At 42.8% G+C, this 22,190-nt stretch carries 22 protein-coding genes; 14 read left to right on the forward strand and 8 right to left on the reverse strand.

The genetic code is table 11. The features are described from left to right. Window positions 1-87: 87 nt before the first annotated feature. From leuC to hpf, 6 genes are all read left to right on the forward strand, one after another. Entirely contained in the window at window positions 88-1,515 is a 1,428-nt protein-coding gene (gene leuC / locus MP3633_RS09115) for a 3-isopropylmalate dehydratase large subunit (RefSeq protein ID WP_112138898.1), read from the forward strand. A 17-nt stretch (window positions 1,516-1,532) separates the two neighbouring features. Beyond that, a complete protein-coding gene (leuD, locus tag MP3633_RS09120; protein WP_176335312.1) occupies window positions 1,533-2,183 on the forward strand; it encodes a 3-isopropylmalate dehydratase small subunit in 651 nt (216 codons plus the stop codon). Between the two features lie 44 nt (window positions 2,184-2,227). Next, complete coding sequence (leuB, locus tag MP3633_RS09125) at window positions 2,228-3,307, forward strand: 3-isopropylmalate dehydrogenase (protein ID WP_112138894.1); 1,080 nt, start codon at window positions 2,228-2,230, stop codon at window positions 3,305-3,307. A 79-nt stretch (window positions 3,308-3,386) separates the two neighbouring features. Next, window positions 3,387-4,505 carry an aspartate-semialdehyde dehydrogenase gene (gene asd / locus MP3633_RS09130; protein WP_176335313.1) on the forward strand — a complete coding sequence of 373 codons (1,119 nt, stop codon included), beginning with the start codon at window positions 3,387-3,389 and terminating at the stop codon, window positions 4,503-4,505. 130 nt (window positions 4,506-4,635) lie between these two features. Next, on the forward strand, window positions 4,636-5,301 hold the full coding sequence (locus MP3633_RS09135; protein WP_176335314.1) for a YoaK family protein: 666 nt from the start codon (window positions 4,636-4,638) through the stop codon (window positions 5,299-5,301). 339 nt (window positions 5,302-5,640) lie between these two features. Continuing rightward, window positions 5,641-6,033: a ribosome hibernation-promoting factor, HPF/YfiA family gene (hpf, locus tag MP3633_RS09140; RefSeq protein WP_112138888.1), complete on the forward strand. Its 393-nt coding sequence runs from the start codon at window positions 5,641-5,643 to the stop codon at window positions 6,031-6,033. 186 nt (window positions 6,034-6,219) lie between these two features. Here the strand turns inward: hpf and MP3633_RS09145 are convergent, their stop codons facing one another. Further along, the gene (locus tag MP3633_RS09145; protein ID WP_176335315.1) at window positions 6,220-9,021 is read right to left on the reverse strand and encodes a bifunctional aconitate hydratase 2/2-methylisocitrate dehydratase; all 2,802 of its coding nucleotides are present in this window, start codon (window positions 9,019-9,021) and stop codon (window positions 6,220-6,222) included. 165 nt (window positions 9,022-9,186) lie between these two features. Then, window positions 9,187-10,938: a formylglycine-generating enzyme family protein gene (locus tag MP3633_RS09150; protein ID WP_176335316.1), complete on the reverse strand. Its 1,752-nt coding sequence runs from the start codon at window positions 10,936-10,938 to the stop codon at window positions 9,187-9,189. An 88-nt stretch (window positions 10,939-11,026) separates the two neighbouring features. On the opposite strand from MP3633_RS09150, the gene MP3633_RS09155 reads away from it, so the two are divergent. Then, window positions 11,027-11,638 (forward strand): MiaE family protein, encoded by a 612-nt coding sequence (locus tag MP3633_RS09155; RefSeq protein ID WP_176335317.1) that lies wholly within the window; start codon window positions 11,027-11,029, stop codon window positions 11,636-11,638. 97 nt (window positions 11,639-11,735) lie between these two features. After that, window positions 11,736-12,047, forward strand: coding sequence for a hypothetical protein (locus tag MP3633_RS09160; RefSeq protein WP_112138880.1), 312 nt, complete (start codon window positions 11,736-11,738; stop codon window positions 12,045-12,047). A gap of 63 nt (window positions 12,048-12,110) precedes the next feature. Here the strand turns inward: MP3633_RS09160 and MP3633_RS09165 are convergent, their stop codons facing one another. The 4 genes from MP3633_RS09165 to queC form a co-directional block, all read right to left on the reverse strand. Next, window positions 12,111-12,887, reverse strand: a complete 777-nt coding sequence (locus tag MP3633_RS09165; protein WP_176335318.1) for a UDP-2,3-diacylglucosamine diphosphatase — start codon at window positions 12,885-12,887, stop codon at window positions 12,111-12,113. Further along, a complete protein-coding gene (locus MP3633_RS09170; RefSeq protein WP_176335319.1) occupies window positions 12,887-13,390 on the reverse strand; it encodes a peptidylprolyl isomerase in 504 nt (167 codons plus the stop codon). Before MP3633_RS09170 ends, MP3633_RS09165 begins: the two co-directional genes overlap by 1 nt. Window positions 13,391-13,433: 43 nt before the next feature. Next, complete coding sequence (gene queE, locus MP3633_RS09175; RefSeq protein WP_112138874.1) at window positions 13,434-14,084, reverse strand: 7-carboxy-7-deazaguanine synthase; 651 nt, start codon at window positions 14,082-14,084, stop codon at window positions 13,434-13,436. Between the two features lie 158 nt (window positions 14,085-14,242). Then, on the reverse strand, window positions 14,243-14,902 hold the full coding sequence (queC, locus tag MP3633_RS09180) for a 7-cyano-7-deazaguanine synthase QueC (protein ID WP_112138872.1): 660 nt from the start codon (window positions 14,900-14,902) through the stop codon (window positions 14,243-14,245). 203 nt (window positions 14,903-15,105) lie between these two features. Here queC and MP3633_RS09185 point away from each other — a divergent pair, with 203 nt between their 5' ends. The 5 genes from MP3633_RS09185 to cysS all read left to right on the forward strand — a co-directional run bounded on the left by MP3633_RS09185 (window position 15,106) and on the right by cysS (window position 20,316). Next, window positions 15,106-16,071: a GNAT family N-acetyltransferase gene (locus MP3633_RS09185; protein WP_176335320.1), complete on the forward strand. Its 966-nt coding sequence runs from the start codon at window positions 15,106-15,108 to the stop codon at window positions 16,069-16,071. Further along, a complete protein-coding gene (locus MP3633_RS09190; protein ID WP_112138868.1) occupies window positions 16,068-16,805 on the forward strand; it encodes an AzlC family ABC transporter permease in 738 nt (245 codons plus the stop codon). The genes MP3633_RS09185 and MP3633_RS09190 overlap by 4 nt, the downstream gene beginning before the upstream one ends. Beyond that, complete coding sequence (locus MP3633_RS09195; RefSeq protein ID WP_176335321.1) at window positions 16,802-17,131, forward strand: AzlD domain-containing protein; 330 nt, start codon at window positions 16,802-16,804, stop codon at window positions 17,129-17,131. Before MP3633_RS09190 ends, MP3633_RS09195 begins: the two co-directional genes overlap by 4 nt. Window positions 17,132-17,255: 124 nt before the next feature. Further along, window positions 17,256-18,929 carry a glutamine--tRNA ligase/YqeY domain fusion protein gene (locus MP3633_RS09200; RefSeq protein ID WP_176335322.1) on the forward strand — a complete coding sequence of 558 codons (1,674 nt, stop codon included), beginning with the start codon at window positions 17,256-17,258 and terminating at the stop codon, window positions 18,927-18,929. Window positions 18,930-18,933: 4 nt separating this feature from the next. Then, complete coding sequence (gene cysS, locus MP3633_RS09205) at window positions 18,934-20,316, forward strand: cysteine--tRNA ligase (RefSeq protein WP_176335323.1); 1,383 nt, start codon at window positions 18,934-18,936, stop codon at window positions 20,314-20,316. Between the two features lie 66 nt (window positions 20,317-20,382). On the opposite strand, the gene MP3633_RS09210 is transcribed toward cysS, so the two are convergent. Then, window positions 20,383-20,817: a universal stress protein gene (locus tag MP3633_RS09210; protein WP_112138859.1), complete on the reverse strand. Its 435-nt coding sequence runs from the start codon at window positions 20,815-20,817 to the stop codon at window positions 20,383-20,385. Between the two features lie 62 nt (window positions 20,818-20,879). Here MP3633_RS09210 and MP3633_RS09215 point away from each other — a divergent pair, with 62 nt between their 5' ends. Next, complete coding sequence (locus MP3633_RS09215; RefSeq protein WP_176335324.1) at window positions 20,880-21,368, forward strand: hypothetical protein; 489 nt, start codon at window positions 20,880-20,882, stop codon at window positions 21,366-21,368. Window positions 21,369-21,409: 41 nt separating this feature from the next. On the opposite strand, the gene MP3633_RS09220 is transcribed toward MP3633_RS09215, so the two are convergent. After that, complete coding sequence (locus tag MP3633_RS09220) at window positions 21,410-22,162, reverse strand: DNA topoisomerase I (RefSeq protein ID WP_176335325.1); 753 nt, start codon at window positions 22,160-22,162, stop codon at window positions 21,410-21,412. Between the last annotated feature and the right edge of the window lie 28 nt (window positions 22,163-22,190).

Genomic DNA, 22,190 nt, shown 5'->3' on the forward strand with positions numbered 1-22,190 from the left:
AAATTATCCAAAATATGAAAAATATGAATTTGAGTTATTTAAGCCAAAGTTTTAGGATAGCGCAATAAGATTTTTAGGAGAGAATTTATGTCAGGTAAAACCCTTTATGACAAGTTGTGGGACAGCCACCTTGTTCAACAGCGGAATGATGGCAGCGCATTGATTTATATTGATTTGCAGTTGCTTCACGAAGTAACGTCACCGCAAGCTTTTGAAGGACTTCGATTGGCTGGACGTAAGCCTTGGCGTGTCTCTTCAAGCTTAGCAACACCAGACCATAATGTGCCGACTACGAAGAAAGAGCGTATTTCTGGCGTTGATGGTATTGAAGATCCTGTGTCAAAAATTCAAGTCACAACGTTAGATGATAACTGCAATGAATTTGGTATTACCGAATTCAACATGAAGGACATACGCCAAGGAATCGTGCACGTTGTTGGGCCAGAGCAAGGCGCGACGCTTCCAGGTATGACCGTGGTTTGTGGTGATTCTCATACGTCCACACATGGAGCCTTCGGGGCCCTAGCGCACGGTATTGGAACATCGGAAGTAGAACATGTACTAGCGACGCAGTGCCTTGTGCAAAAGAAAAGCCGCAATATGTTGGTTCGGGTTGATGGCGAATTGTCAGCTTGGGTATCCGCGAAAGACGTTGTCTTGGCGATTATCGGTGCCATTGGTACCGCGGGCGGAACAGGTTACGCGATTGAATTTGGCGGTACGGGCATTCAGTCTTTATCCATGGAAGGCCGTATGACAGTTTGTAATATGGCGATTGAAGCAGGCGCTCGCGTGGGCTTGATTGCTGTAGATGAAACAACGATTAATTATGTTGAAGGCCGTCCCTATGCGCCTAAAGGCGAACATTGGGATATTGCTGTTGAAGCATGGAAAGACCTTGTTTCTGATAAAGACGCGCAATTTGACGAAGTGGTTGTACTGAAATCAGAAGATATCAAACCACAAGTCACGTGGGGAACGTCACCCGAAATGGTGATTGCTATCGATGAGCCGATTCCGCGCGCTGAAGATCAAAAAGACCCAGTGAAAAAAGAAGGTTATGCACGTGCTTGGAAATATATGGGCTTAGAAGGCAAAACCATGTTGGCCGATATAGTGCTAGATCGTGTTTTTATAGGATCATGTACCAACTCACGTATTGAAGATTTGCGCATTGCGGCCCAAGTGGTTAAAGGTCGTAAAGTCGCTTCTACGCTGAAACAAGCGATTGTGGTTCCGGGTTCTGGCTTGGTAAAGGCACAAGCTGAAAAAGAAGGCCTAGATGTAATTTTTGAAGCGGCTGGATTGGAATGGCGTGAGCCTGGTTGTTCCATGTGTTTGGCGATGAATGCGGATAAATTGGGCAATGGTGAACATTGCGCTTCTACGTCTAACCGTAATTTTGAAGGTCGCCAAGGGTTTGGTGGTCGTACGCATTTGGTTAGCCCTGCGATGGCCGCCGCCGCCGCAATTGCCGGTCATTTTGTTGATGTTAACGAATTTGTTAAACACTAAATAAAAGGAGAGTTTTCATGCGTCCCTTTACTAAGCACACAGGCTTAGCCGCTCCTTTGGATTTGGCTAACGTTGATACTGATATGATCATTCCAAAGCAGTTTTTGAAATCTATCAAACGAACTGGCTTTGGTAAAAATTTATTTGATGAGCTTCGTTACGAAGACGAAGGTCAGCCAGACCAAGAATGCGATGGTCGTCCGATCCGAGAATCGTTTGTTTTAAATCATGATCGTTACAAAGGCGCTAGTGTATTACTGGCCCGTCAAAACTTCGGTTGTGGCTCTAGCCGCGAGCATGCGCCTTGGGCGTTAGATGATTACGGTTTTCGCTCCATTATTGCGCCAAGCTTTGCGGATATTTTTTACAATAATTGTTTTAAAAATGGCTTGTTGCCAATTGTTCTGGAAGCAGAAGAAGTGGATCAATTGTTCGCTGAAGTCGCGTTAAGAAAAGGGGCTCAAATCATTATTGATCTTGAGAATCAAACGGTAACATCGCCTTCTGGTGCAATATTCGAATTCATTGTCGACAACTTCCGTAAGCATTGTTTGTTAAATGGTTTGGATGACATTGCTTTGACACTTGAGCAAGAGTCTTCTATTCGTAGTTACGAAGAAAAACGTATGAATGATGCACCATGGCTTTTCTTGTCACGTGAACAGTAATTTCTTTTGGCAATAACATCACAGCAGTTTTTTAAGGGTTTAACATGACTAAAAATGTATTGGTATTACCGGGTGACGGCATTGGTCCAGAAATTGTGGCACAAGCGGTTCGCGTCTTGGATGCAGTGAACGCACAGTTCTCTTTGAACATCGTTCACGAAAGTGCGCTGGTTGGTGGTTCTGCTTATGACGAAACAGGTTCTCCATTACCAGAAGCGACTTTGGCTAAAGCCAAAGCGGCGGATGCTATTTTACTCGGTGCGGTGGGTGGTCCTAAATGGGATAAATTGGACATGTCGGTTCGCCCTGAAAAAGGCTTGCTTGGATTACGTTCTAACCTTGAGTTGTTTTCTAATCTTCGTCCTGCGATTTTGTACCCGCAGTTAGCTGATGCGTCTAGCTTGAAACCAGAAATCGTTGCTGGCTTGGATATTCTTATTGTTCGCGAATTAACGGGCGGTATTTATTTCGGTCAGCCTCGTGGTATTCGCGTTCTAGAAAATGGTGAGCGCGAAGGTTTTAATACCTATGTTTACAATGAGTCAGAGATTCGCCGTATAGGGCGTTCTGCTTTTGAAGCAGCGCGTTTACGTGATAAGCGAGTCTGTTCTATTGATAAGTCCAACGTGCTGGAAGTGACCGTCCTTTGGAAAGAAGTGATGGAAGAAGTGGCGAAAGAGTACCCTGACGTCGAATTAACACACATGCTAGTTGATAATGCTGCGATGCAGCTTGTTCGTGCACCAAAACAGTTTGATGTAATGGTTACTGGCAATATGTTTGGTGATATCCTTTCTGATGCTGCTGCTATGTTGACAGGTTCTATTGGTATGCTACCTTCTGCTTCTCTAAATGCTGAAGGCCGCGGTATGTATGAGCCATGTCATGGTTCTGCGCCAGATATTGCGGGCAAAGGAATCGCTAACCCATTGGCGACAATTTTGTCAGTTGCTATGATGTTGCGTTATTCTTTAGACGCAAAAGATGCGGCAGATGCTATTGAGGCGGCAGTAAGTAAGGTTCTAGACCTAGGTCTAAGAACCGCAGATATTGCATCGAAAGGGTGCGAAACTGTTAGTACGCAAGCCATGGGCGATGCGGTTCTAGCAGCATTAAAAGCGTAATATCATAACGATATTGGGCATTCATTAGGGATACTGCTCTTGGTATGAGTGGCCCCACAAAAAAAAGGTAACGTTAACCATGTCAAAACACACTGTAGGTTTAGTCGGATGGCGCGGAATGGTCGGTTCTGTGTTGATGCAACGTATGAAGGAAGAAAAAGACTTTGATCATATTGATCCAGTTTTCTTTACAACATCTCAAACGGGGCAGAAAGGTCCAGAAATTGGTAAAGATATTCCATTACTTCAAGATGCAAGCGACATTGAAGCATTGAAAAAGATGGATATTATTATTACCTGTCAAGGCGGGGATTATACCAAGGCTATTTACCCTCAGTTGCGTAAGGCGGGTTGGAAAGGTTACTGGATTGATGCCGCGTCTTCATTGCGCATGGATAAAGACGCCATTATTGTACTTGATCCTGTTAACTTAAATGTTATCAAGCAAGGTTTGAGCGATGGCATTAAAACTTTTGTGGGTGGTAACTGTACGGTTAGCTTGATGCTGTTGGCATTAGGTGGGTTGTTTGAGAAAGGCCACATTGAGTGGATGACCTCTATGACTTACCAAGCTGCTTCTGGTGGTGGTGCACGCCATATGCGCGAATTGATCAATCAAATGGGTATGTTGCAAGGTGCTGTTGCGACAGAGCTTGCAGATCCTGCTAGTGCGATTCTTGAGATTGATCGTAAAGTCGCAGAAAAAATGCGCTCCGGTACATTACCCACCGATCAATTTGGTGTGCCATTAGCGGGCTCTTTGATCCCTTACATCGACAGCCAGCTTGATAACGGCCAAAGCCGCGAAGAGTGGAAAGCACAAGCTGAGTGTAACAAAATCTTAGGCATCGACGGCAAACCAATTCCAGTTGACGGTTTATGTGTTCGTATCGGTGCAATGCGTTGTCATAGTCAGGCTTATACCATCAAGCTAAACAAAGACATTCCTGTTGCTGACATCGAAGGCATGCTTGCTCAGCATAATGAGTGGGTTAGCGTTGTCCCTAACGATAAGCAAGCGACAATGGAGCGTTTAACACCAACAGCGGCAACGGGGACACTGAATATTCCAGTAGGTCGTATTCGTAAGTTGAATATGGGGCCTGAATACATCAGTGCATTCTCGGTTGGTGATCAATTGTTATGGGGAGCGGCTGAGCCACTTCGTCGTATGTTGCGCATATTACTGAATGACTAGAGCTACTAGCATATTTTTTTGAAAAGCGCCTGTCATAGTGACAGGCGCTTTTTTTTGCTTTCTAGATTACTCGGTGTAGGCTGGACAAATGTAACGACTAATCAATGTCATGATAGTAAAGGAGAAAACTGTGTTATCGCGACTGCCAAGGTGGGTTGAATACGGTGCATTTATGCTGGCTCTGGTGGCTGGAAGTGTCAATGCGGTCGCATTATTGGGGTTTCAGCACCAAGCTGTGTCGCATTTGTCAGGGACTGCTACACTCATAGGAAGTGCGATGTTAAACCCAGACGCAGGAGTACTTCTTCACCTAATTGGAATATTACTAAGCTTTGTTATGGGCTCGGCTATTTCCGGTTTTATGCTGACAGAGACGTCGTTAAAGTTGGGTCGATTTTATGATGTGCTGTTGGTCATTGAAGCTGTTTTTTTAATGGTCGCTATGTATTTATTATTAAATAATTACACTTCGGGACACTATTTTGCGTCGGCGGCGTGCGGGCTTCAAAACGCACTTGCGACCACCTACAGTGGCGCTGTTGTGCGAACAACCCATCTAACGGGTATATTTACAGATTTAGGCATTATGTTAGGAGGGGCCTTTCAGGGGAAGGTACTAGATAAGCGCAAAGTGTTCTTGTTTATTATTATTGTCGTTGGCTTTATTTTAGGTGGTTGTCTGGGAGCCTGGTTGTTCTTGACGTTTGGGTTTTACGCATTGTGTGTTCCATCGGCACTTTGTGTATGTCTTGCGATTTTGTATCGTTCATATAATGTACGATTAATTCGAGATTAAGACCAAAGTGAATAATGATGTGACTTTAAGAAAGCTAGGTAGCGTATTCCCATTGAGCTAAATAGCACTCATTGATACAAGAAAACACATGATTTTCTTGTGCAAAATGCTCAAAAGTTTGCTAGATTTAAATAGGTATGGTACTGATTAATAAAGTGTTTAAGGGCGATTTTTTGTATTCATTGGGAAATGCGATGTTCATTCACTATATTGTGAAAGTATTTACATTGTCGGCATTGAAATCACATCGAATCGTCCATAGATTATATATAAGGGCAACAGAGGAGGTACAAAACTGAAGTTAATAAAAAACCTGACTAAAACAGAAGGAAATTCTCTATGTATACATTGAATATTAGCGGTCACCACGTCCAATCTGGTGAAGAAGTTCAAGAACTTGTTAAAGAAAAAATGGACCACTTGTCTCGTATCAATAATCAGATAACAAGCATTAAGGTGATTCTAAATACAGAGAAACACGAGATTCATGAATTAATTGTCGAAGCCAGTGTTCATATTCCTGGTCATGATCTTTTTGCAACGGTTAAAACGGATAAACAGATTAAACCGGCCCTTGACCTCTTAGTTGGCAAGTTAGAGAAGCAGCTAATCAAACACAAAGCAAAACATGCTGGTCGACAGCACCATATTAATGCTCAGGATGTAGAGAGTCCCGTAGAGCGTCAGCTACAAGCAGAGTTCGACGAGCTTGTTGAGCGAGAAGTTATTTAATTTATTCACCCTTCTAGGAGAAGCCTCGCACAGCGGGGCTTTTTTGTGCCTGAATTTTTTGCGCAAAAAATACTAAAGTTAATGGTTAGATGTATTTGAGGGTAAAAAAGTAAGGCATAAAAAAGCCTACAAATAAAAACTATCTGTAGGCTTTTTTCGCGCAGTTTAATGCACTGTTAATTCATGTTAGACGTTACTAACAGGAATAAACTCGACTGGTTCTGTTGTCATTGCATCAAGCGGTGGCGCAAAGTCCGTTAGTTTGATGCCTTTAACGGCATTTTTGTACTCTTCCATGGTTGGTGTACGACCAAGAATAGTTGAAAGTACAACGATCGGAGTAGAAGACAATAATGATTCACCTTTCTTCTCTGCCGTATCTTCTACGACTCGGCCTTGGAAAAGGCGTGTTGAAGTGGCAATAACCGTATCGCCTTTCTCAGCTTTCTCCTGATTACCCATACAAAGGTTACAGCCTGGACGTTCTAGATACATGATGTTTTCGTATTTAGTACGAGCAGATTCTTTTGGTGCATCGTCATTAAATTCGAAACCGGCGTATTTTTTCAAAACATCCCAATCGCCTTCCGCTTTTAACTCATCAACAATGTTGTATGTTGGTGGCGCGATAACAAGTGGTGCTTTGAAGTTGATTGTGCCGTTTTGTTCTTCTAGGTTCTTAAGCATTTGAGAGATGATTTTCATATCTCCCTTATGAACCATACATGATCCAACAAAACCAAGGTCTATTTTCTTCTCACCTTTATAGAAAGAAACAGGGCGAATAGTGTCATGTGTGTAACGCTTAGATACATCCGCGTTGTTAACGTCAGGATCGGCAATCATTGGTTCGTCAATTTGGTCTAGATCAACAACCAATTCCGCAAAGTACTTAGCATTGTTATCTGGTGCTAACGCCGCTTTTTCACCAGATTTGATTTCTCCAATTCGCTTATCCGCTATTTTAATTAAGCCTTTAAGCGTTTGGATTGCATTGTCCATGCCTTTATCAATCATGATTTGAATACGGCTCTTCGAGATCTCTAAAGATTCAATGAGCGTATCATCTTGAGAAATACAGATGGATGCTTTTGCCTTCATTTCGGCAGTCCAATCTGTAAAGGTAAACGCTTGGTCAGACAGTAAAGTACCAATATGTACTTCAATCACTCGACCTTGGAACACGTTATCGCCAAATTGCTTAAGCATTTGAGCTTGAGTAGCATGAACCACATCACGGAAATCCATGTAGTCCTTCAAATGACCTTTAAAGGTTACTTTGACAGACTCAGGAATCGGCATCGTTGCTTCACCCGTTGCTAGTGCAAGACCAACAGTTCCAGAGTCAGCGCCGAAGGCAACACCTTTAGACATACGAGTATGAGAGTCGCCACCGATAATGATTGCCCAATCATCAACCGTAATGTCATTCAATACTTTATGAATAACATCTGTCATTGGGCGATAAACACCTTTCGGATCACGAGCGGTAATAAGACCAAACTTATTCATAAACTGCATTAGTTTTGGAATATTCGCTTGTGCTTTTGAATCCCAAACAGACGCTGTGTGGCAACCTGATTGGTAAGCACCATCAACAATAGGAGAGATGACGGTTGCCGCCATTGATTCAAGCTCTTGAGACGTCATTAAGCCTGTTGTATCTTGCGATCCTACAATATTCACTTGTACGCGAACATCAGAGCCAGCGTGTAACGCCGCTTTAGACATTACGCCAACAGCATTTTTGTTGAAAATTTTCTCAACAGCTGTCAAGCCTTGGCCTTTATGCGAAATTTCTTTAGAAGGAGCATAGACAAGCTCTAAGGGAACACCAAGCGTTTCAGCGGCGAAGGTTTGCAGTTTTTTACCGAATACAATCGCGTAAGAACCACCGGCCTTCATGAACTCAACAGATTGAGGTGTGAAAGCGGAAGAAATATCGGCAAGCTCTTTATCGCCGTTATACAGTTTCTTTTCTTTAGTGTTAATGGTTAGTACGGTGCCGGTTTCAACAGAGTAAGTCTGCTCAAGAACCGGGTCGCCATTTTCGTTCATAATTGGGTTGCCATTAGTATCAAGCTTTTTAACCCAGTTTTTAAGGTCTAAACCAATACCGCCCGTCACACCAACAGTCGTTAAGAATATAGGTGAAATGCCGTTCGTACCTGCAACAACAGGAGCAAAGTTCACAAATGGAATATAAGGGCTTGCTTGTTTACCGGCCCAAAGCGCTACGTTATTAACGCCTGACATTCTCGAAGAGCCTACGCCCATCGTGCCTTTTTCAGCGATTAGCATCACTTTTTTGCCAGGATGTTGCTTTTGAAGTTCTTGGATTTCCACTTGTGCTTCTGGAGAGATCATGCACTTTCCGTGCAACTCACGGTCTGAACGGGAGTGAGCTTGATTACCAGGAGAGAGTAAATCGGTAGAAATATCACCTTCTGCGGCGATGTAAGTTACAACACCAATTTCTTCATCTATTTCAGGTAGCTTAGTAAAAAACTCTGCTGCAGCGTAGCTTTGCAGAATGTCTTGAGCAATGGCATTGCCCGCTTTGAAAGCAACTTCAAGGCGTTCCATATCAGCTTCATACAAGAAGACTTGAGTCTTCAGAACGTCTGCTGCAGGTACAGCAACTGACGTGTTATCAGATAAAGCAAGATCAAGAAGCACTTCAACAGAAGGGCCGCCTTTCATGTGAGATAACAATTCAAAAGCAAATGTCGGTGTGATTTCAGCTACGACAGATTCAATTAGAATAATTTCTTTCAGAAATTTAGCTTTTACCACGGCTGCGCTTGTTGTGCCTGGTAATGTGTTATAGATGAAAAAATTAAGAGAATCCGCGCGGTATTCGTTACCAGTGTCTTTAATTTGAGCAATGATTTCTGATAATAACGCATCACTATCAATCGGCTTAGGATGTAATCCTTGACCTTTTCGATTTTCAATTTCTTGTAAGTACTCTGAATATAGGCTCATTGTCACCTCTGAATAATAATTTATGATAATAATATTATGTACTAGAAAAGGAACCTGAAATCAGGTCACTGAATTTAATTTTTCATCTGGTACATATTATAGAAAAAACGCATCAAAAAGTGACGATGCACCATAACAATTTCGAATAGGTGACATTTAGCGGAATTATTCTGATTTAGATAAACCATTAGATTGCTGAATAATCCTCACCACCCTAAAGCCCCAATTGCTGGCTTTTAATACCGGTTCTGCGCGGTATCTTGTTGCACTTCGGCCAACTCTTGGAATATCGAACCAAGATCCGCCTCTTAATACTCGGTTTTCACATTGATTGGCCAGCCACACTTCATTTTTTGTCGGCGCGCCGTCATAGTTGTCGTGGTAACAATCTTCTACCCATTCCGCTACATTGCCATGCATGTCAAACAAACCAAGTGGGTTACTGGCTTGACTGCCAACTTGGGCGGAAGATACACCGTCCCATTGACTTCCGCAGCTATCACAGACGCTGTAACCAGGCTTTACCGTGTTTCCATACCAAAATGAGGTACTTGAGTCTGCTCTTGCCGAATACTCCCATTCAATTTCTGTTGGGAGGCGATACTCTTGATTTGTTTGGCTGGATATCCAAGTCGTATAGGCTTTTGCGTCATACCAGCTGATGTTGATTACAGGGCGTTGCCCTCGGCCCCAGCCATTATCTGGAGGTAGCTCTCGACCAGTTGCATTGGCAAATTTATCATATTGGTCAAAGGTAACTTCGTATTTACTAATATAAAAGCCATTGGGGATATCGACTTCATGGGGTGGTTTTTCATTATCATCTCCCATTCTGTTTTGATCACCCATGATAAAGGTCGCAGGAGGGATTTTTTCTATTTTGGGTGCTGTTCCGCCAGAAATAAGTGGCTCTTCTAATGTTTGCGGCAATGCCTCAAACGGCGTTATTACTTCCACCTTAGGTACAGTTTTTGGGGCGGGAGTGATTTTTTCAGGTGGTGTGCTAGGCCATAAAATGATAGCCGCCAAAATGCTTATGGCGACAAAAGTACATATAACGATGATTTTTGGTTTGGTATTGCGTACATAGCGTTTCACGGCTCGCTTAGCCACCGAACTGTTACTTACTTCAGGCTTATAGAGGTTTGCGCGAATGATTCGAATGACTTCAACCAAGGATTTTGGCCTATGGCGCTCATTTTCTCTACTCCATTTCAGTAAACGACCCCATGTGGTGTCACTTAAACTTGGGTGTGTGTCTGGTAGGCTCGTAGTGAAGTCTTTATCGAGAATCGATTCTCCAAGTAAGGCGGCCATGAGGAGTTTCATAAAGGCAAAACTATCCGATGCTGGTGTGCGCTTTTGACCTTTTTTTAAATATTCTGGTGGGAAGAAGCGGGCATCCATAACGCTGTCATCAATTTGACTCATCCAATTGTGAACGCCGAATCCCGTCATAAGGCCAAGCCCATTAACGACATGAATTGAATTTAAGTCTAAATGTCCATGGAGCAGATCATTTTTATGTACTTGATCTAACGCTTTGGCAATATTATCGAATAGACCAATCACTACATTTAAAGGGGCTCCATCTGGGTATTTTCCTAAAAAACTGTAGAGGTTTTCTCCACCACATACAGCAGAACACGAAAAGACCCATAGTTTTGAGTAAAAGGGTGGGTAGTTTGGTGTGATGGCAGGGTGTTTTACGCCTGCATATTTTCTGGCATTTTGTAAGAAGTCTTCAACTTTTCCTTTGTTGGATTGGAAAAAACGCAGGACAAAAGGCCTTCCACCTTGGTCTGCAACCCAAGTGGTTTTATGGTTATCCATTGGGTAGTTTAAAATGTATGGATCGAGTTCGACTCCTACATTTTGGCCAATTTTTAGTTTTTTGGGGTCATAAAAATCATTCATTACGAATTTGATATCCAAATCAAGACGTTGCTGCCTAAGAGTGCAATAGAGGGTATAATCACGTTTTTTAACATAAAAAGGTAGAGTAATGTTATCAGCGTATCCAGAGCTTGTTGAATTTCTTCCGTGTGAATCCCCTAAAGCGTGGGTGAATTGCGCTCTTGAGAACCAAACTTTGCTATTAAATGATCATGCTCACTGTGAGAAAAAAGCAGCGTCGACAGCAATGAACTTAATGTACCGCTATGTTGATCGCGATAATTTGTTGCACAAGATGTCTCGTTTGGCTCGTGAAGAGCTACTACACTTTGAACAAGTTCATAAATTGATGCGCAGCAGAGGCATCGCCTACGAACACTTGTCAGCATCGCGCTACGCCGATGGTTTGCGCAAACACATTCGTACTCATGAACCAGCTCGCCTTATAGATATACTTATCATAGGTGCATTTGTAGAAGCGCGTTCTTGTGAACGATTTGCTGCACTGGCGCCACATTTGGATGACGAGTTGTCCAAATTCTATATTTCATTATTGAAATCTGAAGCGCGTCATTTTGAAGACTATCTTGAGCTTGCACAAGAGTATGCTAGTGATTCTATTGAAGAACGTGTGACATTTTTTAGAAATATAGAGCATCAACTTATTGTTGAGCCAGATGTAGAGTTTCGTGTGCACAGTGGTCCACCAATGCAAGTGTAGTTTACAAAATGCCACAAACCATTTGCGTAACTTGACGCTGCTTTTTACGCATGCTGCTACACTCATTATATGAACTCGGAAATCTGGAGAATGTGTTATGGGTGTACATAAGAGCGAAACCCTTCCGGACGTTACCTATTGGCTAGGGCTCGAAATTGCTAAGGTAGATCCGGTTGTTGATCTTGATGTGATGTATAAAGGCTCTCTAGAGTTGGATTTTCTATATCAGCTTCTTACCAGTAAAGCTCAACAGCATTGGTGGCGTGTTTATGGTATTCAGCTGAGCCCCGTCATTATCAATAACGCATTTTTCCGAGCGATATCTATGCTGCATAATCGCAATATCGAGTTTACTCGTTCGCGTAACAGTAAAGAGACAGTGTGGGTGAAAGAGCTTTTGAAGCGCTAAAGGATAAAAAAATGTCAGCATAGTCGCTGACATTTTTTGTGAAGTCCATACTATTGATAACGTTTAGAGGAGTCTCTCGTGATGAGCTTCTTTTAGCCCATTTAATCCGTTTTGAATAAACTCCGTGACGGACGCTTTGCGTTGAGTATAAATGTCTCCCTCAATATGAGCTAGCCAAATAAACTCGTCCCAATCGCCTAGAACACAACGCAAATAGTCGTGTACTTTATGCACCTCAGGGCGGTGTGTGTGCCCATGGATGACTGTCTTGCAATGGAGAAGGTTAAGTGAATCACCGACAGCCGATTCAGTGACATCCATGATACTTATCGACTTTTCTGCCGCCATGGACTTGCTGTCGTTACGCAGTTGCGCCGCAAGAGCGAGGCGTTGCTCTAATGGCAAGGATAAAATTTGCTCTTGCCATGCTGTAGAGCGTACCGTCTTTCTAAATGCTTGATACTCGGTATCTTCCAAACAATATTCATCGCCATGGGTTAAAAGAACGGAAGTGTTATTCAAAGGCAATAATGTTTGCTCATGAATAAGGGTTGCCCCCACTTTATCTAGCCACGCGCTGCCGATGAGAAAGTCCCTATTACCATGCAAGAAATATAAGGCAATGCCAGATTGAGATAATGTGGCGAGCGCGTTTTCTACTTGCGTATTCCAATCGGCATGAAAGTCGTCACCGATCCAAGCTTCATAAAAATCACCGAGTATATAAAGCTCCGCTTCTTCTTGACGCTGAATAAGCTCTTCCGTCATTTGAACAAACGCCCGGATCAAATCCGGGCGTTTGTCACTAAGGTGCAGATCTGAAATGAAATAACGGATCATTACCCTTCGCTTTTTACTAGTTCAGCGCTTTCGATGATCACGTCTTCAGCAGGTACATCTTGGTGCCCTGATTTCATCGTAGTTTTGACTTCTTTGATTTTGTTTACGACGTCCATGCCCGCTGTTACTTTACCAAATACAGCATAGCCCCAACCATCTGGCGTTTTGCTACGATGATTTAGGAAGCTGTTGTCCGCGATGTTGATAAAAAATTGTGCAGAAGCGGAATGTGGGTCCATTGTGCGAGCCATCGCCAAAGTACCAATTTCATTTTTTAAACCGTTGTCCGCTTCGTTCTCAATTGCAGTACGGTTTTCTTTTTGCGTCATACCAGGTTCAAAACCACCGCCTTGAACCATGAAACCATTGATTACACGGTGGAAGATAACGCCATCATAGAAACCTGATGTAACATATTCTTCAAAATTTTTCGCTGATTTAGGCGCTTTTTCGTAATCAAGCTCGACATGAATGTCGCCGTGGTTTGTATGTAAAATGATCATTGTGTATTCCTTGTTTAATTAATGGCTAAAATCTTGAGTGTTTCTAATCAATGTTGAGCATTTTATGTGTTTGTAAGCTAAGACGCCACCGTGGATGCGATAAACAATAGTGTAATGTGGCTTCTTGAGTATTGATCAAAGGGATTTGATCCACTGATAAATGACCTTGATCCATAGGTTGTAAATAAAAATTATCAAAATCTAAGGTTTCAAATTGTTCAGGATCAAGTTGTTCTTGTGGGTAAACCAGTTTTAATTCATCGCCCTTGGTAATAACCAATTTTTTGGGCGTCTTGGGGCTCACGCAGATCCAGTCTATGCCATCTGGCAGCGCTAACGTGCCATTGGTTTCTATGGCAATCATGTAGCCATGATCTTTCATTTCTTTGATGAGGCTGGTATCCAGTTGGAGTGCTGGTTCGCCACCGGTAAAAACCACGTATTTATGCCCATGACCAGATGGCCAAAGCGCATCAATGTGTGAGCGTAACTGTGAGGCGGTTTTAAATTTTCCACCATTCTGCCCATCGGTACCGATAAAATCAGTGTCGCAAAATTGACAGTCGGATTGAGAACGCGTTTTTTCTAAACCAGACCATAGATTACAGCCAGTAAAACGACAAAATAGAGCAGGGCGGCCCGCATGGGCACCTTCGCCTTGTAATGAATAAAAGGCTTCTTTGATTGAATACATGTTGTTACACCTGTTACGGCTCGAAAAACAGTTCGAGGTAAGGGTTGTTACTTTAGTTAGCAATGTAGTGTCTAAGCGAATCATTTGTGGAACAAAAGCCATTTAGCACTAAAACAAACACACTAAAACCAGAATGAGTTATTTGTTGATTTAACCTATTAGATTTCGTAATCCAATGGGTCTGTTTTGCCTTGCTCTCTAAATGCGTCAAGGCGTTCACAGCATGCACCGCATTTCCCACAGGATTTTTCACGGCCATTGTAACAAGTCCATGTATTGGCGTAGTCCAGATTCATACTCAACCCCGCTTTCAAAATGTCGCCTTTAGATGAATACAAAAAGGGCGTGACGATTTCTACAGATTGATAATTGGCAATTTTAGAGACTGCGTTCATGGCGTCGACAAATTCAGGACGGCAATCAGGGTAGATATGATGATCACCAGAATGGGCGCCGTAATAGACTTTGCCTGCTTCTAAAGAAACAGCGTAAGCAATCGCCATAGAGAGCAAAACCATATTGCGATTTGGGACGACAGTTGATTTCATGCTGTCGTCTTCGTAATGGCCTTCTGGAATCTTCGTGTCACCAGTGAGTGATGAATTCGCCATTAAGCTATTGATCGCCGTAATATCAACGACTTTATGGGAAACGCCAAGCGTTCGGCAGACTTGTGCTGCCACTTCTAGTTCTTTGCTGTGCTTTTGTCCATAGTCAAAAGACAGAGCATAAACGTCTAATCCATTTTGGATTGCTGTGTTCAAAACGGTAAATGAATCCATTCCTCCTGAATACACCACGACGACTTTTTCTGGCATGTTAATTTCCTTGTTGCTGACCTTTTATTTGAATGAAAGGTGATGGTTTATGAGGGGCGCAGTGTAGCAGATTGTCTAGGAGGCAAACTAGAAAGCAGGGCGTAAAAGATATTGCAAAGCCGTGTTGTTTAACGTAATTTCAATATGCGTAACCGGTTACATATTTGTTGGTATGTTCTTATTTGATGGGATTGGAAAGCAAGATGGAGCAATTTGGTGTATTAACACTAGGAAGTCGATTGAAACGGCTCAGCGATTATTTATTTGCCCAAGTACAAGAAGTCTATGTTCAGTGTGATATCCCTATTTCAGCAACGTATTTTCCGATACTGAAATTGCTGCAAACAGTAGGGGGTTTATCTGTCGTGGAAATTGCAGAGCAATTGCATTTAAGTCACCCTGCGGTTAGCAAGCAAACGACAAAAATGATTAAGGCGAAGTTACTCGAAAAAACGGTAGATGAACGCGATCAGCGACGATCTTCTCTGCGTATTTCTGCGCATGGGGAAGATGCCATGTTTCGTGTTGAACCCATACTAATCGAGCTGAAAATTCTTATTGAAGAAGCCGCGGCATTTTCAAGTCGTGATTTTATGGAAAGTTTGGCTCAGCTTGAAGCTCAAACAATGGATGGGCGACTGGCCGATAAGGTGTTAGATCGCCTGCATTGTATCCATATTGAATCTTTTAAATCGTCTCATCAAGATGACTTTTATGCTCTGAATATGGCTTGGTTAAAAGCGCATTTTCCCACCCAAATTACAGAGTACGACCATCTAGTGTTATTGAACCCTCAAACGCATGTATTAGAAAAAGGTGGCAATGTATGGGTCGCTACACGTAGAGCGAATAAAAAAGGCGGGAAAGACAGAGTGCTTGGGGCGGTTGTCTTGATGGTTAATGGCAACGGAAGCGTTGCAGAAATTCAAAAGCTGTCAGTTGTAGAGCATTGTAGAAGAAAGGGCATCGCGGATGCTTTGCTATCACATGTTATTGATTTTGCTATGTCAAAAGGGATAACAACGCTGACCCTCGAAACGGCTTCTAATCTCAACGCAGCGAAAAGCCTTTATAGAAAACATGGTTTCGTAGAAAAGACACCGCACAAACCATCTATCTATGAGCGAACGGACATCTATATGGAAAAACAATTAAAGGATGCTTTATGAATACATTGCAGCATATGCGGCGCGGCGCGGTCGCCTCAATTCCTATGATCGTTGGTGGGATTCCGTTTGGTCTTCTGTTTGGGTCTTTAGCCTCAAGTTATGGGTTGAGCCCGTGGTTCGCTATTGCAATGTCGGCCATCGTATTCGCAGGCTCAGCGCAATTTGTTGCGCTTGGTTTAATTGCCTTGCATGCGCCGATCTGGGTGATCGTGTCGACCACTTTTATTGTTAATCTTCGTCACCTTTTATACGCTGCGGATTTGGTGAAATTTGTCAAACATTTGCCTATGCCGATCCGAGCTGTGATGGGTTTTGGGTTGATTGATGAAACCTATGCGGCGGTTCGTCCTATGTATGAAATTGGCGCTGCAGATGAAGGAAATGGACATAAGGTGTATTTAGGGTCTTTTATTTCGTTTTATGTCATGTGGAATGTTACGACAATATTGGGTGTTTTATCCGGTGAACTCATTCCAGGTATGAGTGAATGGGGGTTAGAATTCGCAATGGTGGCGACCTTTATTGGTATTATCACGCCCTATTTAAAGCGCAGACCTTTTTGGTTTTGCATGCTAAGTGCTGGGGTTGCATCGGTGCTTTTATCTGGCTTGCCAAATAATCTTGGGCTGCTTGTGTCGGCGGTGATCGGCGTTGCGGTTGGTTACTTTGCGGACTATTCGGCGTCCAATAAAGAAAAGTCAGAAGGCAATAAAATACAGGGGGCAGAAAAATGAATTTAATCGATGCTGTATTGATTATTTCGGGCATGTTCGTAGTGACCTTTGGAGTGCGATTTGTCTTGTTTGCTCGTGCTCATAAAGTGGTAATGCCCGATTTTTTGGAGAGGGCGCTGAAGTTCGTTCCTGTCGCCGTGTTAACCGCGATCATAACACCAATGATATTGATGCCAGATCAGCACATCAATATGTCTTTATTCAATCCTTGGTTGCTGGGTGGTATCGCCGCTTTTGTTGTCGGTATTTGGCGGCAACAGCAGTTGCTTACCATTTTGGTGGGAGTGATCGTTTTTTTTGTGTCGAAATACGTTCTTTCGGCTTAGTGATGAGAGGAAAACATGGAAAAGATTTTTCTGCTCAATATCCCATAGAAACCTAAATACTATATACTTGCCGATCAAAGTAACAATATTGTTAGACCAACACTTATCGGGACTTACATCAACCATGTCAGAAACGTCAAAACCAGGTAATTTTATTACCCAAATCATTGATAAAGATAACGAATCAGGTAAGCACGGCGGTAAGGTTCTTACTCGCTTTCCACCTGAGCCAAATGGCTACCTACACATCGGCCATGCTAAATCCATTTGTCTGAACTTCGGCTTAGCGCAGCGTTACAATGGTCAGTGCAATCTACGTTTTGATGACACTAATCCTGAGAAGGAAAGTGTTGAATACATTGAATCGATTAAACGCGATGTAGAGTGGCTTGGCTTTGAATGGAAAGACGAACCTAAGTTTGCTTCTGACTATTTTGATCAATTGTTTGATTTTGCAATACAACTTGTTCAGGCAGGCAAGGCCTATGCTTGTGAACTAAACGCTGAGCAAATGCGCGAATATCGCGGCACATTGAAAGAGCCAGGTAAAAATAGCCCATATCGTGATCGCAGTGTTGAAGAAAATATGGCCGTTTTCATGGATATGAAAAATGGTAAATACAAAGACGGTGAAGTGGTTCTGCGCGCTAAAATTGATATGGGCAGTCCAAATATCAATATGCGTGATCCAATTATCTATCGAGTTCGTCATGTGCACCATCACCAAACGGGTGATAAATGGTGCGTTTATCCGATGTATGATTTTACGCATTGTTTGTCGGATGCCATTGAAGAAGTGACGCACTCTGTCTGTACGCTTGAGTTTCAAGATCATCGTCCATTGTACGATTGGGTGTTGGATACGTTGAAGACGGCTCATCCACAACAAATTGAATTTGCTCGTTTGAATTTAAACTACACCGTAACGAGCAAGCGTAAGTTGAAGCAGCTGGTGGATGAAAAACACGTACATGGTTGGGATGATCCGCGGATGCCGACGATTTCTGGTTTGCGTCGTCGTGGTTATACAGCTTTATCTATCCGTAATTTTTGCGATCGTATTGGTGTGACAAAATCTGACAGTACGGTTGATGTCGGTATGTTGGAACACGCTATTCGTGAAGATTTGGATGCCAGTGCAAATCGCGCTATGGTTGTGCTGAATCCGATCAAAGTTACCCTGACCAACTACCCTGAAGGTAAAGAAGAAATCTTCACGGTGGGTAATCACCCGAAAAATGAAGAAGCGGGCACTCGCCAAGTGCCATTTAGTAAAGAGTTGTACATTGACGCCGCAGACTTTGCCGAAGTGCCGCCTCGTAAATGGAAGCGCTTAACGCTTGAAGGCGCGGTTCGTCTTCGCGGCGGTTATGTCATTACTTGTGATGAAGCAATTAAAAATGACGCGGGTGACGTAGTCGAATTACGTTGCCGTTATGATGAGAGTACATTGGGTGTGAACCCTGAAGGCTACAAGCCAAAAGGTGTGATTCATTGGGTAAGCGCGAAGCATGCTGTTGATGCTACCGTTAATCTTTACGATCGCTTGTTCGTGAATGAATTGCCTGATGCAAACTATGAAGATAAAACCTTCTTGGATTTCATTAATCCAGAATCGTTAACGATGGTGACTATTGCCAAAGCTGAACCGTCATTGTTGCAGTCTGAAAAGGGTCAAGGATTTCAGTTCGAACGAGAAGGGTATTTCTGCCGTGATTTGAAAGAAGACGGTGTGGTGTTTAATCGTACAGTCACCTTGCGTGACTCTTGGGCAAAAATTGAAGCAAAAGGAAATTAAGCGCATGTTGAAGATTTACAACACCCTAAGTGGGAAGAAAGAAATTTTCAAACCAATCGAGGAAGGCAAGGTTGGTATGTATGTTTGTGGCAACACTGTCTACGATTTTTGCCACATTGGTCATGCTCGTGCGATGATTTCCTTTGACATTATTTCACGCTTCATTCGTCACCTAGGTTACGAATTGAATTATGTGCGAAATATTACCGACGTTGACGATAAAATCATCAAGCGTGCGGAAGAGAATAATGAATCCACTCAGTTGTTGACTGAGCGAATGATTGCGGCACAGCGTGAAGATGAACTGCGTTTAGGCAATAAAATGCCTGATCGTGAGCCAAAAGCGACGGAGTTCATGCAAGAGATCATTGATATGATTCAAATCCTGATCGATAAGGATTTTGCGTATCAAGGGGTTTCTGGTGATGTTTATTATCGAACCACCAAGTTTGAAGGTTATGGAAAGTTAAATAACCGCAAGCTAGATGACATGTTGGCCGGTGCTCGTGTTGATGTTGAAGTTGCTAAAGAACATCCTGCGGATTTCGTATTGTGGAAGCAAACGAAAGTAGGAGAGGTGTCTTGGTCTTCGCCTTGGGGTGAAGGGCGTCCTGGTTGGCATATTGAGTGTTCGGCCATGTCGACAAACTGCCTTGGCAGTCATTTCGATATTCATGGTGGTGGCCCGGATCTTAAGTTTCCACATCATGAAAATGAAATTGCACAATCTGAAGCCGCAACGGGCAAGGATTATGTTAATTACTGGATGCATTGTGGCGCGGTTCGCGTCAATAACGAAAAAATGTCCAAATCACTGGGCAATTTTTTCACTGTACGTGATGTGTTGGCGAAATTTAACCCTGAGGTGGTTCGCTATCTTATGGTGTCTAGCCAGTATCGTAGCGCCATTGACTATTCAGATCAGAGCTTGCTTGAGGCTAAGGTTGCGTTGGAGCGTCTTTACACCGCACTACGCCATCAGGATGTCGATGAGAGTTTTTCTCCTAGCGACTTTACTGAGCGCTTTGAAGCGGCAATGAAAGACGACTTCAATACGGCGGTCGCTGTGTCTGTCTTATTTGAATTGGTTCGCGAGCTCAACAAGGCCAAAACGGAAGACAGTACTAAGGCGTCCGCATTGGCAGCGGAGCTTCGCTCTTTGGCTGGCGTGCTTGGTTTATTGTATCAAGAGCCTGAGTTCTTCCTACAGAACAGTACGGTGTCAGAAGGGCTGGATGAAGCGGCAATACAGGCTTTAATCGATGAGAGAGCGCAAGTTCGCAAAGATAAAAACTTTGCCCGTAGTGATGAAATACGAGATGAGTTGGCGGGTCAAGGCATTGAGCTTCTTGATAGTCGAGAAGGAACGACTTGGACGCGAAGCTAGGCTGTTTGAAATGTTTAAAAGGCGATGTATTTACATCGCCTTTTAAATTATCTTTGTTTTAATTGGCTAGTCTTTGGCTACTTTTACGGCTAGCACATCACAAGGTGCTCCGTGCAGTACGCCATTTGCGGTTGAGCCAAGTAATAAGGCAAGACCGTGGCGGCCGTGGCTCCCCACAACGATTAAATCGACTTTCTTTTCTTCTGCAATACGGTGTATTTCGCTTTCTATACCGCCTTGCGTGATACAGCTTTCTTGAACAGATATGTCCAGTTGCGCTTCTAGAATCGAGATGCGCTCTTTGGCGGTTTCTTGTAATTGAGCTTGTATGTCTGTGATATCAATGGGTACATCGCCGCCATAGGCGTAATTAAGCGATTCAATGACGTGAAGTATGGTAAGTTCTGCACCGGTTGCTTTACACAGAGCAACGGCTTTGTTTGCGACTTTGATGCTCTCATCGGTTAGGTCAACAGCAAGTAAAATTCTGTTATACAGCATAGAATACCTCCAAAATTGGCTCGTTTTGTTTATTTTAGTTCAATAATTGAGAAACATTTAATATGACGGCTTTCATTGTTATTTTCATTACATTATCTTTAATGGGGTCAGCGTTATGGATTATGCCACCCAAAAAAGAGCGGCAACGCATGGCTTTACGTATGCATGCCCGAAAGCTTGGACTTACTGTTCAGCTTACATCAATTGACCTTCCTGACAAGTGGGATAAGTCATTGAATAGAGAAAAAACGATTGCATACTCTTTTTATCGTTTAAAGCCGGTTACTTCCTTGCCTGATAAAGTGTGGATATTGCCTTTTGAAGTATGGAAATATCATTCCTTGATTGAAGGATGGTGGACCAGTGAATTATTGGCCTTGTCTGCAGAGTCTAGAGGTGCGCTTGAAAAATATGGTGCCTTGCTTATCGGGATAAAAATCACGCCAGAGAGTGTTTCATTCTATTGGGATGAAGCAGGTGATGAGGTCGCTTTAGAGAAGTTGGCCCACTTTGTTTTTTCATTGGCAGAGTTGAAGAATATTTCTGATTGAGGCCATACAGCAGTGTTTTCTAGCGTTGTTTTCTCCTTGTTCTATAAGTTTTTAGGGATATCTAGATTTTGAATAAGTTCGCTTAATACTTCTTCTGGATTGTCGCTCTCTGTCATGGCCGCAATTTTCGGAGATAAGATTTCTTTCATTCTATCGGTGACAAATGTTTTTAAAATTTTCTTTTCTGGCCGCTCTATTGAGTCTGATTTAATGTGTGACAATATTACGCCGTACAGTGTTTGTGCAACGCGTAAGTCGCCACTTAAGAAGTTTTTATTTGCTTGAACCATTTGGCGATTTAGTTGAATCCAGAGGTTGAGCCAGCGTAAATACTCATAGCAGGCTTGGTAGTGTGCGTTACTAATACGGCCTTTACGGCGCAAATATAAAAGCATTTTAGCCAGTTTGGTTAAGCGTTCTTTGTAGTTGGTTTTTTCTTGAAAGCTTAAAAGGTCTGGCTCTGGGTTATACTCGGCAGGCTCGTTATTTCGGCCCTCTTCCGCGGTGGCAATACGTATTTCTATTTTTTCAGAGTCATCTGAATATTGCAGAAGTTCCCGAAGTGTGTCTAGATAGAAATCATAAAGCACATCCGTGGCTATCGTGTCTGTGTTTATGTCTTTTAGGCCGCGAATATGTTGTTCAACACGATCAGCCCTATTAGACAGTTGTAATTGTTTTACGCGTCGCTCAGTAATTTCTTTTTCTTTTTGGTGCGCACGTGATCCAATGACAACAGACAAAAGTACAATGATGATCAAAAAAGCAATGGTTAAAATTTGAAGGGTAGCCATGATTGTCCTTAAGCAATGAATTCAGTAT

The sequence above is a fragment of the Marinomonas primoryensis genome (genome assembly GCF_013372285.1).
In the GTDB taxonomy this organism is placed as follows: Bacteria; Pseudomonadota; Gammaproteobacteria; order Pseudomonadales; family Marinomonadaceae; genus Marinomonas; species Marinomonas primoryensis.